The sequence below is a fragment of the Pseudomonas sp. PS01298 genome, from assembly GCF_029959745.1.
Lineage (GTDB): Bacteria > Pseudomonadota > Gammaproteobacteria > Pseudomonadales > Pseudomonadaceae > Aquipseudomonas > Aquipseudomonas aylmerensis.
Window position 1 is genome coordinate 1 of the sequence record NZ_JASCPP010000046.1, and the last position, 13,499, is coordinate 13,499.

The window sequence follows — 13,499 nt, forward strand, 5'->3', positions numbered from 1 at the left end:
GCGGTGTATCAGTCACTCAGGTATCGACTGACACGGCGCTTTCGCGAGCAAGCCCGCTCCCACAATTAGATCGGCGGTGTCTTGAAAATTGTACTCAGTTCCAACCCGCCCGATCCATCAAACGAATCGCCTCGGCCTGGCGCTTGCCCGCAACTTCAACCGGCAAGGTGTCGGCGACGAACTTGCCCCAGGTCGCCACTTCGGCCGACGGCGGTACCGCTGGGTTGGCCGGGAATTCCTGGTTTACATCGGCAAAGATCTTCTGCGCCTCAGGCGTGGTCATCCACTCCACCAAGGCCTTGGCGGCTTCCGGGTGTGGCGCGTTTTTGGTCAGGCCGATACCCGACAGGTTCACATGCACGCCACGGTCGCCCTGGTTTGGCCAGAACAGCTTCACCGCGAGCGCCGGGTTCTGCTTGTGCAGGCGGCCGTAATAGTAGGTGTTGACGATACCCACGTCGCATTGGCCGGCGTTGATCGCCTCCAGTACCGCGATGTCGTCCGAGAACACATCGGTGGACAGGTTGTTGACCCAGCCCTTGACGATTTCTTCGGTCTTGGCCGCACCATGGGTTTCGATCAGGGTCGCGGTCAGCGACTGGTTGTAGACCTTCTTCGCCGTGCGCAGGCACAGGCGGCCTTCCCATTGCTTGTCGGCCAAGGCCTCATAAGTGGTCAGGTCACCCGGTTTGACCCGGTCGGTTGAATAGGCAATGGTCCGCGCGCGCAGGCTCAAACCGGTCCAGGCGTGGTTTGAGGAGCGATATTGCAGGGGGATGTTCTTGTCGATTACCGCGGAGGTGAACGGCTGCAGGATGCCCATTTGCTCGGCCTGCCAGAGGTTGCCGGCGTCGACGGTCAGCAACAGGTCGGCGGTGGCGTTTTCGCCCTCGGCCTTGATGCGCTGCATCAGCGGGGCTTCCTTGTCGGTAATGAACTTCACCTTTACACCGGTCTTCTGGGTGTAGGCGTCGAACACCGGCTTGATCAGTTCGTCGATGCGCGAAGAGTAGACCACGACTTCATCGGCGGCCTGCACGGTGGTGCTGCCGACAAGGGTGAGTGCCAGGGCAGTCAGGAGGCGCTTGGGTGCCAACATGGGTGCGGTCTCTCATTTGCAAAAAGAAGGCAAATGATAAGGACTCACATTTAGTGGCGCTTGGCGGAGGCGTTACCAGATGTTGCACGAGGCTCGCCTCATCGCCGGCAAGCCGGCGCCTACACAGGCCGCGTTGAGCTTATGGCTTGGCCAGTTCCGGGAGATCGCCGGTCAGGCCCAACGCCTGGCGCACAAACACCGCCTTGGCTTCCGGCATCTGGTCGACCAGCTTCAAGCCCGCATTGCGCAACCAGCGCAACGGCAGTTGGTCGGCCTGGAACAGGCGCTCAAAGCCCTCCATCGCCGCCATCAGTGCCAGGTTGTGGGGCATGCGCCGGCGTTCGTAGCGGCTCAGCACTTTCACATCGGCCAGGCGCTCGCCGCGTTCGGTCGCCGACAACAGCACCTCGGCCAGCACCGCCGCGTCGAGAAAGCCCAGGTTCACGCCCTGCCCCGCCAACGGGTGGATCACGTGGGCCGCATCGCCGATCAGCGCCAGGCCTTCGGCCACATAGCGCTTGGCGTGACGCTGACGCAATGGCACGCAGACACGCGGGTCGGCGCTGATCACCGTGCCGAGTCGCCCCTCAAAGGCGCGCTCGAGTTCACGGCAAAAGCTTTCGTCATCCAGCGCCATCAAGCGTTCGGATTCTGCCGGTGTGGTCGACCAGACGATCGAGCACCAGTCTTCCTGTCCATCGCGCGCCAGCGGCAAGAACGCCAGCGGGCCGGTGTCGGTAAAGCGTTGCCACGCCGTGCGCTGGTGCGGTTGGCTGCTGCGCACGCTGGTCACGATAGCGTTATGCAGGTAATCCCATTCGCGGGTCGCGGTGCCGGTCAGGCGGCGTACCGCGGAGTTGGCGCCATCGGCGGCCACCACCAGCGGCGCGCGCAACTTGCGACCGTCGGCCAGGGTCAGCAGCCAGTCGTCGCCGGAGCGGCGCATCTGTTCCAGGCGCGCATTGGCCAACAGACCCAAGTCGCAGTCGTGCAAGCGATCGAGCAAGGCATCCTGCACCACGCGGTTCTCGACGATGTGCCCGAGCACCTCGGCATGCACGCTGGCCGCCGAAAAGTGGATCTGCCCGGTGCCGCTGCCATCCCACACCTGCATCTCGCCGTAAGGGCTGGCACGTCGCGAGACGATGCCGTCCCACACACCCAGGCGTTCAAGGATGCGCTGGCTGGCGGTCGACAAGGCGCTCACCCGTGGCTCGAAGGCCGCTTCGGGGTCAAACGGCTTGACGCTCAGCGGGCTGCCATCCAGCAGCAGCACCTGCAGGCCACTGCCTTGCAACGCCAGCGCCAGGGCGCTTCCGACCATTCCGGCCCCGACAATCAGCACATCTGCGCGCATGTCCATGCTTTAAGCCTGTCTCGCTGGCGGCTTGCGCCGCACGTAAAGGGTTTTGTCGACCCGCGCCACGAGGGTGCCGGAGCCGTCATGAATCTGCACTTTGAGATGCGGCAGGTACTTCTCGCCACCCTCGGTCTGTCGACGAATCTCATCGAGCAAGGCGTCGTCGATGGAAAACTCGGCATACACCGGGCCCTTGCCCGGCGAGACAAAGTCGATGCTCGCGGCCTTGTCCCAGACGATATAGTCGCGGCCCAGGTTTTCCATCAACAGCAGCATGTAGAACGGGTCGACCATCGAATACAGGCTGCCGCCAAACTGCGTGCCCACGTAATTGCGGTTGTACCAGCCCAGGCCCATGCGCACCTTGGCATGCCGAAAGTCGGCACTGAGCGCCTGTAAGCGCACGCCCGCGCCGAGGTACGGCGGGTACAGGGTCAAGAACCAGCGCAGCAGCCGCGCCTTGCCCACGCGCCGGGTCAGCCAGCTACGCATTGGGACGCGTGCCCAAGCCCATGGCCTGACGGGCGAACCAGCGCTTGGCCGGGGGCAACAGGTCCAGCCCCAGCAGCCCCATATTACGGCCCAGCGCGACCAACGGTTGCGCACTGCCAAACAGCCGCGTGACCTGGTCGGAGAAGCCCACGGTCAGTTGCTGGTCGAGGCGCTGGCGCTCGCGATAGCCTTGCAAGGTCGCCAGGTCACCCGGCACCGCCGGCCCGGCCAACAACGCCTCGGCCAAGGCATTCGCATCACGCAGGGACAGGTTGAACCCCTGCCCGGCAATCGGATGCAGGCTGTGGGCGGCGTTGCCGAGGATCGCCAGGTGCGAGCGCACTTGTTCTTCGGCTTCCACCAGGGTCAGCGGATACAGATGACGCGCGCCCACTTGCTTCAGGGTACCCAGGCGGTAGCCGAACACACCCTGCAGTTCGCTCAGGAAACTGCGCTCATCAAGGTTGGCAAGGCGCTGTGCGTCCATGCCGATGCGGGTCCAGACCAGCGCGCAGCGGTTGTCCGGCAGCGGCAGCAAGGCCATCGGGCCTTCATCGGTAAAGCGCTCGAACGCTTCGCCGTTATGGGCTTCGCTCGGGGTGATGTTGGCGATCAGCGCGCTCTGGTTGTAGGGGCGGGTTTTCACGCCGATGCCCAGTTGCTCGCGCAAGCCGGAGCGGCCGCCATCGGCCAGCACCGCCAAGTCGCACTCAAGCACGGTTTCATCATTGAGGGTCAGGCGATAGCCATCCGGCAGCGGTTCCATGCGCGTGACTTCCGCCGGGCAGCGCCAGCTCACCACGTCTTTGTCCAGGCCCTGCCACAGGCATTGGCCCAGCCAGGCGTTTTCCACCACGTAGCCGAGGGCCGGGACCCCCTCCTCCATGGCGGACAGGCGTGCGGTGGAGAACCGCCCACGGTCCGACACATGAATCTGCTTGATCGGCTCGGCGCGGCGGGAAATGTCCTGCCAGATGCCCAGACGCTGATAGATCTGCCGGGCCCCGAACGACAGCGCCGAAGAGCGCGCATCGTAGCTTGGCTGATAGCTGTCGCCCGGCGCGAAGGGCTCGATCAGCACGATCTTCCAGCCCCGCGCCTTGGCTCCGGCCTGCAACGCCAGCGCCAGGCTGGCACCCACCAGGCCGCCACCGATAATCGCCAGGTTGACCCGGCTCATCGGGCAGCCGCCATCAGTGCTTCAATCTCGGCGACAGCCTTGGGCACGCCGCCGGTCAGAATTTCACAGCCTTGCTTGGTCACCACCACGTCGTCCTCGATACGTACGCCAATGCCACGCCATTTCTTCGCCACGGCCTGGTTATCCGGCGAAATATAGATGCCCGGTTCCACGGTCAACGCCATGCCGATTTCCAGCACGCGCCATTCGCCGCCCACCTTGTACTCGCCCACGTCATGCACATCCATACCCAGCCAGTGGCCGGCGCGGTGCATATAGAACGGTTTGTAGGCTTCGCTGGCGATCAGTTCGTCGACGTCACCCTGCAGCAGTCCCAGCTTTACCAGCCCCGCGGTGATGACTTGCACCGTTGCCTCATGGGCCTGGTTCCAGTGTTTATTTGGCGCGATCTCGGCAAAGGCGGCTTCCTGGGAGGCCAGCACAATCTCGTAGATCGCCCTCTGTTCCGGGGAAAACTTGCCATTGACCGGCCAGGTGCGCGTGATGTCGCTGGCGTAGCAATCGATCTCGCAACCGGCGTCGATCAGCACCAGGTCGCCGTCCTTGAGCACCGCATCATTCTGCTGGTAATGCAGGATGCAGCTGTTGCGCCCGGCGGCGACGATGGAGCCATAGGCCGGCATCTTCGCGCCGCCCTTGCGAAATTCGTAATCCAGCTCGGCTTCCAGGCTGAACTCGTACAGGCCGGCGCGGCTGGCTTGCATCGCCTTGACGTGGGCGGCGCAGGAGATTCGCGCGGCCTCGCGCATCACCTTCACTTCTGCCGCCGATTTATACAGGCGCATGTCGTGCAGCAGATGATCCAGGGCAACAAACTCGTTCGGCGGCTGGGCGCCCAGGTGCGCTTTAGAGCGGATCACGTTGATCCACTCCATCAGGTGCCGGTCGAATTCGGCATTGCTGCCCATGGCCGAATACACCCGGTCGCGACCTTCGATCAGGCCGGGCAGGATGTCGTCGATATCGGTGATGGGGAAAGCATCGTCGGCGCCGAAGTCACGCACCGCGCCTTCGGTGCCGGCGCGCAGGCCTTCCCACAGTTCGCGTTCGGCATTGCGTTCGCGGCAGAACAGCACGTACTCGCCATGCTGGCGACCGGGCATCAGCACGATCACCGCTTCGGGCTCGGGAAAACCGCTGAGGTACTGGAAGTCGCTGTCCTGGCGATAGACATGCTCGACATCGCGATTGCGAATGGCCACGGCGGCGGCCGGCAGGATCGCGATGCTATTGGGTTCCATCTGCGCCATGAGCGCCTTGCGGCGCCGGGTGTATTCCGCTTTGGGGATATGGATCATGGGCAGAGGGGTGTCCTTTCTTAGTGCAGCGACGGCTTGGGGGCGGCCGGTTCAGCGGACTTCTTGGTCTCGGTGAACAGCAGCAGCGGCGCGACGCGCAGGTATTCCATGACTTCCATGTAGTCGCTTTCGCCGTCTTCGGACTCTTCCAGGGCGTCTTGCACCTGGGAGATGGCCGCCAGGTCCTGCAGCACTTCCTGGGCATCGGTGCTCAGGTCCAGGCCGCCGGCATTCACGCCGAAGCCGTGCAGGAAACCCTGGCACCATTGGCCCAGTGCGGCAGCACGGTCGGCGAGTGGCGCGTCATCGGTCGGCAGCAGCAGGACCACGGTGACGTCATCACCGGTCAGTTCGCCCTTGACCATCTCTTGCAGGCCGATCAGCGCGTTACGCACGTTTTCGGTCGGTTCGGTTTCCAGCAGCTCGGCCACGTCGGCCAGCCAGTTGTCGGCATCGAAGCCCACGCCGGTGCAGCTGCGACCGAGCAACACGCCGTGCAGTTCGGCAGGCGAGCAAGGGTGGCCGCTGGAGCTCAGCAGTTTGGAAAAAGCGTCGTACGGGGAGTTCTGAATGGGCATGGTGAGCTAGGCGCCAGACGGCGCAATGTCTAGAATGGAGCGCTGTATCCTAGCACCGGCAGACGTACCAAGACTATCAAGGGCGTCAGATCGTTTATCCTGCAGTTGCCATTCATCAGACAAATCCAGTGGAACCCAATGGAAGACACCGACCTGCAAGCGCTGATGGCCAGACTCGAATTGCTAATTACTCGGGTCGAGCAACTTAAGAGTCAAAACGGACTCCTATTAGCTCAGGAAAAGACCTGGCGCGAGGAACGCGCTCACCTCATTGAAAAAAACGAAATCGCCCGGCGTAAGGTCGAATCGATGATTTCGCGCCTGAAGGCCCTGGAGCAAGACTCATGAGTTCAAGCAATAGCGTCACAGTGCAGATCCTCGACAAAGAGTATTCGATCATCTGCCCGCAGGAAGAGCGCAACAACCTGGTGAGCGCCGCCCGCTACCTGGACGGCAAGATGCGTGAGATCCGCAGCAGCGGCAAAGTCATCGGCGCCGATCGCATCGCCGTGATGGCCGCGCTGAACATTACCCACGATTTGCTGCATAAGCAGGAACGCCCTGACGTGCAGGCCAGCGGCTCGACGCGCGAGCAGGTGCGTGACCTGCTGGAACGTGTTGATCTGGTGCTTTCCAGCGATTCAGACGCACCCAAGGGCTGATTGCCGAGACGGTTTAGGGTATACTCGCCCCACTCCCTGGCGTGTTTGCCAGTCGGCGATGTCCCTGAGCCGATTCGCACTACCCTGGAAGTTGCACGTTGGGCTGGTGTGCATGTCCGCTAGACGGAAAGCCTTAAAGCCTACTGCTTCTTCCACCTTGAACTTTCGGGTTCAAGGGCTAAGTCGACAGCGGCTCTGTCGGGGAGCCTGAATTCCAAAATCAATGCCAGTCCCAGGACTGGCATTGTTTTATGAGCCGAAAAACCATGACCGAACCTGCGCCGCTTTCCCGTCCGCAACTTCGACGCATGTTGCGCAACGCCCGCCGCGCGCTCACGCCGAGCGAGCAGCGCCGGGCCGCCCAAGGCCTGTATCGGCAACTGGCACAGCACCCGCTGTTTCGCCGGGCCAAACATATTTCCTTGTACCTGCCGACGGACGGTGAAATCGATCCGCGCCCGCTGCTGCGTGCCGCACAGCGCCGGGGCAAGGCCACGTACCTGCCGGTGCTCAGCGCCTGGCCACGGACCAAGATGGTGTTCCAGCGCGTGCGGCCCGGGGAGAAACTCTTGCCCAACCGTTTTCGCATCCTTGAGCCCCGGGTCAACATCAGCCGGCAACGCAAGGTCTGGGCGCTGGATCTGGTGCTGCTGCCGTTGGTGGGATTCGACGACGCGGGCGGACGCCTGGGCATGGGCGGTGGTTTCTACGACCGCAGCCTGGCCTATCTGGCTCGTCGCCAAAGCTGGCGCAAGCCGACGCTGCTGGGCCTGGCCCATGAATGTCAGAAAGTCGAACGACTGGTGCAGGCGAGTTGGGACGTGCCGTTGGCGGGCACTGTCAGTGACAAGGGATGGTATATCGCACAGGCGCCACTGGAGTCAGCGGCGCCTTGAAAGAAGGGTTAACGCTTGAACGGCTGTGGCTGCTGTTGAGCCAGTTCAACGGGAGCGTCGGTCTTGTTCGACCACAGGCTTTGCGCATACCCGGTGGTCACGACACCCAGACCAAACAAAATCACCAAAATCCATAGTAAATCCGGTTTACGTTGCATCGATTGCCCCCCTTCAGGCACCTCGTACACGATGACAACAACGTTCCAAAGTAGTCCGTTGCAGCTGCGTCAAGCTTAAAATCCCGGCATTCTGCGTTAACGTGAACCAACACGCAAACCTTGGCGCCAACCGACTGTCGGTTTGTCATGGAATTGCCTGACAACTTTCCCAATGCCTGTTTCAGGAGCCCAAAAATGGCCTACTGGCTGATGAAATCCGAGCCCGACGAACTCTCCATCAAAGGCCTGGAAAAGCTTGGCGAAGCCCGCTGGGACGGGGTGCGCAACTACCAGGCGAGAAATTTCCTGCGCGCCATGGCGGTGGGTGACCAATTCTTCTTCTACCACTCCAGTTGCCCCGAGCCAGGCATCGCCGGCATCGGCAAAATCGTCGCGGCGGCGTACCCGGATCCCACCGCACTGGAACCCGACAGCCACTATTTCGACGCCAAGGCCAGCGCCGAGAAAAATCCGTGGAGTGCGATCAACGTCGCCCATGTCGAAACGTTTGCCAACGTGCTGGGCCTTGGCTACTTGAAGCAACAGGCCGCACTTGCCGAACTGCCACTGGTGCAAAAAGGCAGCCGCCTCTCGGTGATGCCGGTCACTGCCGAGCAATGGTCGGCGATACTCGCACTGCGCTGATAGAGCAGAACCCTGCAGTCACGCTCCCGGCGCATGCATCTGCACGGTAACCGGGTTAGGCTTGCGCTTCATTTGACCGGTATCAAGGCCCGCTGAGGCAACACCGGTCAAACTAGGACGCTAACGCCGCAGGATGCACCCATGTCGACGAACCACCGCACCTCCCAGCTATTTGCCACGTTGCTGATCCTGTTACTGGTCGCCGCCGGCGGCTTCGGTTACTGGAAGTCCACCCAGGACCGCCTGCCCGAAGGCCTGAGCATGGGTAACGGCCGCCTGGAATCCACTGAAGTGCAGATCGCCGCGAAGATCCCCGGGCGCCTCGCCGAAGTGCGGGTGGATGAAGGCGACAAAGTGCTCAAGGGCCAACTGCTGGCCCGCATGGACACCCGCACCCTGGAGGCCCAGCGCGCCCAGGCCGAAGCCGAGGTGCTGCGCGCCAGGGAAAACTTCGCCGCCGCCGAGGCCAATGTGCAACTGCGCCAGAGCGAGCAATTGCTCGCCAACCAGGAACTCAAGCGGACCCAGGAGTTGTACAAGCGCGGCTTCGCCAGCAGCCAATTGATCGACCAACAGCAGGCGCGCCAGAACACCGGCAATGCCGCCGTGATTGCCGCGCAAGCCCAGGTCAATTCGGTGAAAGCCGCGATTGGCGCCGCCCAGGCCCAGGTCGCCCAGCTCACCAGCGAAATCGATGACAGCAGCCTGCGCGCGCCCATCGACGGGATTATCCAGCTGCGCCTGGCCGAGCCCGGTGAAGTGCTTGGCGCCGGGGGGCGCGTGCTGTTGCTGATCGATCCGCAGGATCAGTACATGAACCTCTACCTGCCCGCTTCCGTCACCGGTCGCCTGACCGTCGGCAGTGAGGCGCGCGTGCTGCTCGACGCCCTGCCCGATCAGCCGCTGCCGGCCAAGATCAGCTTTGTCGCGGCCAAATCCCAGTTCACCCCCAAGGAAGTCGAAACCCGCGACGAACGCCAGAAACTGGTGTTTCGCGTCAAACTGCGCCTGACCGAACCCAGCGCCGTGCCGCAAGCCAAGCCCGGCATGCCCGGCGCCGGCTATGTGCGTACGGCTGACATCGACTGGCCGGCCAACCTGCAATGACCGGCCTGGCGCTGCACGCCACCGGGATCAACCACCGCTACGGCAAACAACAGGCACTGCTGGACATCGCCTTCAGCCTGCCCGCGGGCACTCGCTGCGGGCTGATCGGCCCGGATGGCGCGGGCAAGTCGAGCCTGCTGGGGCTGATAGCCGGGGTCAAGAAATTGCAGGACGGCCAGTTGGAAGTGCTCGGCGGCTCCATCGCCGATCGTCGTCATCGCAACAGCCTCTACCCGCGCATCGCGTTCATGCCCCAGGGCCTGGGCGGCAACCTGTATCCCGAACTGTCGATCAGCGAGAACATTCGCTTCTTCGCGACACTGTTCGGCCTGTCGAAAGCCGATTGCGACCAGCGCATGCACAACCTGCTGCTGGCCACCGACCTCGCCCGTTTCGCCGAGCGCCCTGCCGGCAAGCTCTCCGGCGGGATGAAACAGAAGCTCGGCCTGTGCTGCGCGCTGATCCACGACCCGGACCTGTTGATCCTCGACGAACCCACTACCGGCGTCGACCCGCTGTCGCGCCGGCGCTTCTGGGAACTGGTGGAAACCGTGCGCAGCGAGCGCCCGCAACTGACATTGCTGGTGGCCACGGCCTACATGGAAGAGGCCGAGCAGTTCGAACATTGCCTGATGCTCGACCGTGGCAAGCTGATCGCCGATGGCCTGAGCCGGGACCTGGCGGCGACGACACCCAGCGGCAAACTGGATGAAGCGTTTACGCACTTCCAGGGCGACAGCGCCCACAACAACCAGCCACTGGTGATCCCGCCCAGGGAAAACGCCAACACTGATATCGCCATCGAAGCCCACGACCTGACCCTGCGCTTTGGGGATTTCACTGCGGTGAACAAGGTCAGCTTCGCGATTGGGCGAGGAGAGATTTTCGGCTTCCTCGGCTCCAACGGATGTGGCAAGACCACCACCATGAAAGTCCTCACTGGGCTGATGCCAGCCACTGAAGGCAGTGCCATGCTGCTGGGCAATCCGGTGAATGCCAAGGACCTGGCCACCCGCAAGCGTGTGGGCTTCATGTCGCAGAGTTTCTCGCTGTACGGCGAACTCAGCGTGCGCCAGAACCTGGTGTTGCACGCGCAATTGTTCGACCTGCCCAAGGCCGACAGCGGCCCGCGCATCGATGAGCTGATCCAGCGCTTCGACCTCGGTGACGTCGCCGAGCAGCCGTCCGGCGAGCTGCCTCTGGGCCTGCGCCAGCGTTTGTCCTTGGCAGTGGCGGTGCTGCACCGCCCGGAAGTTCTGATCCTCGATGAACCGACCTCGGGCGTCGACCCGGCAGCGCGGGATGATTTCTGGCGGCTGTTGGTCGAGCTGTCGCGCGAACAAGGCGTGACGATTTTCCTGTCCACCCACTTTATGAACGAAGCCCAACGCTGCGATCGCATCTCCTTGATGCATGCGGGCAAGGTGCTGGCCTGTGATACGCCGGACGCGCTGCAGCGGCAGTTCCACGGCGACACCTTGGAGGCCGCATTCGTCACCTGCCTGGAGCAAGCCCAGGGCGAAGCCGAACCCACTGCGCCCGCGCAAACCGTCAGCGAAACCAGCACGCCGCCGGTCAGCAAGCGCGGTTTCAGCCTCTCGCGCCTGTTGGCGGTGGCGAGTCGTGAAGGCAAGGAGCTGCTGCGCGACAAGGTGCGCATGGCGTTCGCCCTGCTTGGGGCGATGTTCATGATGGTGATCTTCGGCTACGGCATTTCCCTGGACGTGGAAAACCTCGCCTTCGCCGTCTACGACCAGGACCAGACGCCGCAAAGCCGCGCCTACCTGGAAGCCTTTCGCAGCTCGCGCTATTTCGCCGAACAACCCGCCATCCGCGACGCCACCGAGTTGCACCGGCGCCTGCAACGTTCAGAAATCAAACTGGCCCTGGAAATCCCGCCGGGTTTCGGGCGTGACCTCTACGCCGGTCGCCAACCCACGGTGGCTGCGTGGCTCGACGGTGGCATGCCGTTTCGGGCGGAAACCAGCCGTAACTACGTGGAAGCGGTGCACCAGGGCAATCTCCAGCAACTGGCCGAGCTGAGCAGCCTGCCCCGCAGCAGCCAGGCTACCGTCAAACTCGAAACGCGCTTTCGCTATAACCAGGACGTGGTCAGCGTGAATGCCATCGGTCCGGGAGTGATGGCACTGATCCTGGCGTTTATCCCGGCAATGCTCACCGCCCTGGGCATCGTGCGGGAGAAGGAACTGGGCTCGATCACCAACTTCTACGCCACACCGCTGACCCGCCTGGAATTCCTGCTCGGCAAACAGGCGCCGTACCTTGCGGTGAGCCTGGTCAACCTGGCGCTGTTGGTGGCGATGAACCGCTGGCTGTTCGGCGTGCCATTCAAGGGCAGCGGCCTGACCCTGGCATTCGGCGGCCTGCTGTACGTGCTGGCCACCACCAGCATGGGCCTGCTGATTTCTGCATTCACCCGCACCCAGATCGCCGCGATCCTCGGCACCATGATTATCACCAGCCTGCCGACCATCCAGTTCTCCGGCCTGATCGTGCCGCGCTCGTCCCTGGAAGGTGCGGCCGCCCTGATGGGCACGCTGTTTCCGGCCGGACACTTCCTGGATATTGCCGTGGGCACCTTCACCAAAGCCCTCGACCTGCGCCAGTTATGGCCACAGTGCCTGGCGCTGTTCGGATTTTTCGTCGGGTTCACCGGGCTGAGCCTGGTCATGCTCAAGAAGCAGGAGGCCTGATGCACACGCTTTCTCACATCCTGCGCCTGGGCCTCAAGGAACTCACCAGCCTGCGTCACGACAGCGTTCTGCTGCTGTTTCTGTTCTACGCCTTTACCGTGGCCATCTACATGCCCGCCGCAGGCTCGGTGATTGGCGTGCACAACGCCAGCGTGGCATTTGTCGATGAAGACCACAGTGCACTTTCACGACAGATGGCCGAAGCCCTGCAACCACCGGAGTTCCAGACGCCTGCGCCGCTGGCCTACGACCAGTTGGACAAGGTCATGGACAACGGTGAATACACCTTCGTGATCAACGTGCCGGCAAACTTCCAGGCCGACCTGTTGGCCGGTCGCCAGCCAGGCGTGCAGGTGAATGTCGACGCCACGGCGATGAGCCAGGCATTCATGGGCGCGGGCTACATCGGGCGGATTTTCCAGCGCGAATTGCTCAACTACAGCGGTCAAACCGATGCTGCGGGCAAGACGCCCGCCCTGCTGACCACCCGGGCGCTGTTCAACACCAACCTGGAGGGCGGCTGGTTCCTGGCGGTGATCCAGATCGTCAACAACATCACCATCCTCGCCATCGTCCTGACCGGCACCGCGCTGCTGCGCGAGCGCGAGCACGGCACCCTTGATCACCTGCTGGTGCTGCCGCTGACGGCGCTGGAAATCATGCTGGCGAAAATCTGGAGCAACATGCTGGTGGTGGTGCTGTGTACCTGGCTGTCGCTGGAGGTGGTGGTCAAAGGCTTGCTCGGCGTGCCGCTGGCCGGATCCCTGAGCCTGTTTCTGTTGGTGACGGCGCTGTACCTGTTTGCCAGCACCGCGCTGGGTATCTTCCTCGCCACCCTGGCCCGCTCGACACCACAGTTCGGCTTGCTGGCGATCCCGGTGATCATCCCGATGCTGTTGCTCTCCGGCGGTAGCACGCCGCTGGACAGCATGCCCGAATGGTTGCAGTGGGTGATGCAGGGCTCGCCTTCGACACACTTTGTAAGCCTGAGCGCGGCGATTCTGTTTCGGGATGCGGGGGTGAGCGTGGTGTGGCCTGACTTGTTGGCGCTGGCCGGGATTGGCTTGCTGTTTTTTGCGGTGGCGTTGGCCAGGTTCCGTAAAAGCCTGGCCTCCTAACGTCTAAGAACCGGTTCTCGTGGCGAGCGGGCTTGTTGTGGCGAGCGGGCTTGCCCCGCGTTGGGCTGCGCAGCAGCCCGGATCGAGTTTCACATTTCTTCAGACACACCGAGGCGTACGGTTTTGGGGCGGCTTCGCCACCCAACTCGGGGCAAGCCCGCTCGCCACGAC

14 protein-coding genes and 1 other RNA gene are annotated in these 13,499 nt (G+C 63.0%); 8 read left to right on the forward strand and 7 right to left on the reverse strand.

Annotation, left to right across the window (positions count from 1 at the left end; all coding sequences use genetic code 11):
* Positions 1–94 precede the first annotated feature (94 nt).
* The 6 genes from QMX97_RS17055 to QMX97_RS17080 form a co-directional block, all read right to left on the reverse strand.
* Positions 95–1,099 (reverse strand): extracellular solute-binding protein, encoded by a 1,005-nt coding sequence (locus tag QMX97_RS17055; RefSeq protein WP_065902336.1) that lies wholly within the window; start codon positions 1,097–1,099, stop codon positions 95–97.
* A gap of 139 nt (positions 1,100–1,238) precedes the next feature.
* Positions 1,239–2,456, reverse strand: coding sequence for a 2-octaprenyl-3-methyl-6-methoxy-1,4-benzoquinol hydroxylase (locus QMX97_RS17060; protein ID WP_162946171.1), 1,218 nt, complete (start codon positions 2,454–2,456; stop codon positions 1,239–1,241).
* A gap of 9 nt (positions 2,457–2,465) precedes the next feature.
* Positions 2,466–2,951, reverse strand: coding sequence for a DUF4442 domain-containing protein (locus QMX97_RS17065; RefSeq protein ID WP_282397300.1), 486 nt, complete (start codon positions 2,949–2,951; stop codon positions 2,466–2,468).
* Entirely contained in the window at positions 2,944–4,131 is a 1,188-nt protein-coding gene (gene ubiH / locus QMX97_RS17070) for a 2-octaprenyl-6-methoxyphenyl hydroxylase (protein ID WP_065902342.1), read from the reverse strand. Before ubiH ends, QMX97_RS17065 begins: the two co-directional genes overlap by 8 nt.
* The gene (gene pepP, locus QMX97_RS17075; protein ID WP_282397301.1) at positions 4,128–5,450 is read right to left on the reverse strand and encodes a Xaa-Pro aminopeptidase; all 1,323 of its coding nucleotides are present in this window, start codon (positions 5,448–5,450) and stop codon (positions 4,128–4,130) included. Before pepP ends, ubiH begins: the two co-directional genes overlap by 4 nt.
* Positions 5,451–5,470: 20 nt before the next feature.
* The gene (locus tag QMX97_RS17080) at positions 5,471–6,028 is read right to left on the reverse strand and encodes a YecA family protein (protein WP_065902346.1); all 558 of its coding nucleotides are present in this window, start codon (positions 6,026–6,028) and stop codon (positions 5,471–5,473) included.
* A 138-nt stretch (positions 6,029–6,166) separates the two neighbouring features.
* Here QMX97_RS17080 and QMX97_RS17085 point away from each other — a divergent pair, with 138 nt between their 5' ends.
* The 4 genes from QMX97_RS17085 to QMX97_RS17100 all read left to right on the forward strand — a co-directional run bounded on the left by QMX97_RS17085 (position 6,167) and on the right by QMX97_RS17100 (position 7,586).
* A complete protein-coding gene (locus tag QMX97_RS17085) occupies positions 6,167–6,376 on the forward strand; it encodes a TIGR02449 family protein (protein ID WP_007982902.1) in 210 nt (69 codons plus the stop codon).
* Positions 6,373–6,690: a cell division protein ZapA gene (locus QMX97_RS17090; RefSeq protein ID WP_003176812.1), complete on the forward strand. Its 318-nt coding sequence runs from the start codon at positions 6,373–6,375 to the stop codon at positions 6,688–6,690. The genes QMX97_RS17085 and QMX97_RS17090 overlap by 4 nt, the downstream gene beginning before the upstream one ends.
* Positions 6,691–6,720: 30 nt before the next feature.
* Positions 6,721–6,899, forward strand: a non-coding RNA gene (gene ssrS / locus QMX97_RS17095) — 6S RNA.
* Between the two features lie 57 nt (positions 6,900–6,956).
* Positions 6,957–7,586: a 5-formyltetrahydrofolate cyclo-ligase gene (locus QMX97_RS17100; protein ID WP_201146459.1), complete on the forward strand. Its 630-nt coding sequence runs from the start codon at positions 6,957–6,959 to the stop codon at positions 7,584–7,586.
* 8 nt (positions 7,587–7,594) lie between these two features.
* Here QMX97_RS17100 and QMX97_RS17105 read toward each other — a convergent pair whose 3' ends face one another.
* Positions 7,595–7,744, reverse strand: coding sequence for a hypothetical protein (locus QMX97_RS17105; protein WP_010207387.1), 150 nt, complete (start codon positions 7,742–7,744; stop codon positions 7,595–7,597).
* Positions 7,745–7,939: 195 nt separating this feature from the next.
* Here QMX97_RS17105 and QMX97_RS17110 point away from each other — a divergent pair, with 195 nt between their 5' ends.
* The 4 genes from QMX97_RS17110 to QMX97_RS17125 all read left to right on the forward strand — a co-directional run bounded on the left by QMX97_RS17110 (position 7,940) and on the right by QMX97_RS17125 (position 13,328).
* A complete protein-coding gene (locus QMX97_RS17110; protein ID WP_106802337.1) occupies positions 7,940–8,389 on the forward strand; it encodes an EVE domain-containing protein in 450 nt (149 codons plus the stop codon).
* Positions 8,390–8,530: 141 nt separating this feature from the next.
* Positions 8,531–9,496 (forward strand): efflux RND transporter periplasmic adaptor subunit, encoded by a 966-nt coding sequence (locus tag QMX97_RS17115; protein ID WP_106802336.1) that lies wholly within the window; start codon positions 8,531–8,533, stop codon positions 9,494–9,496.
* On the forward strand, positions 9,493–12,210 hold the full coding sequence (rbbA, locus tag QMX97_RS17120) for a ribosome-associated ATPase/putative transporter RbbA (RefSeq protein WP_282397302.1): 2,718 nt from the start codon (positions 9,493–9,495) through the stop codon (positions 12,208–12,210). The genes QMX97_RS17115 and rbbA overlap by 4 nt, the downstream gene beginning before the upstream one ends.
* On the forward strand, positions 12,210–13,328 hold the full coding sequence (locus QMX97_RS17125) for an ABC transporter permease (protein WP_120450436.1): 1,119 nt from the start codon (positions 12,210–12,212) through the stop codon (positions 13,326–13,328). The genes rbbA and QMX97_RS17125 overlap by 1 nt, the downstream gene beginning before the upstream one ends.
* The last annotated feature ends 171 nt before the right edge of the window (positions 13,329–13,499 follow it).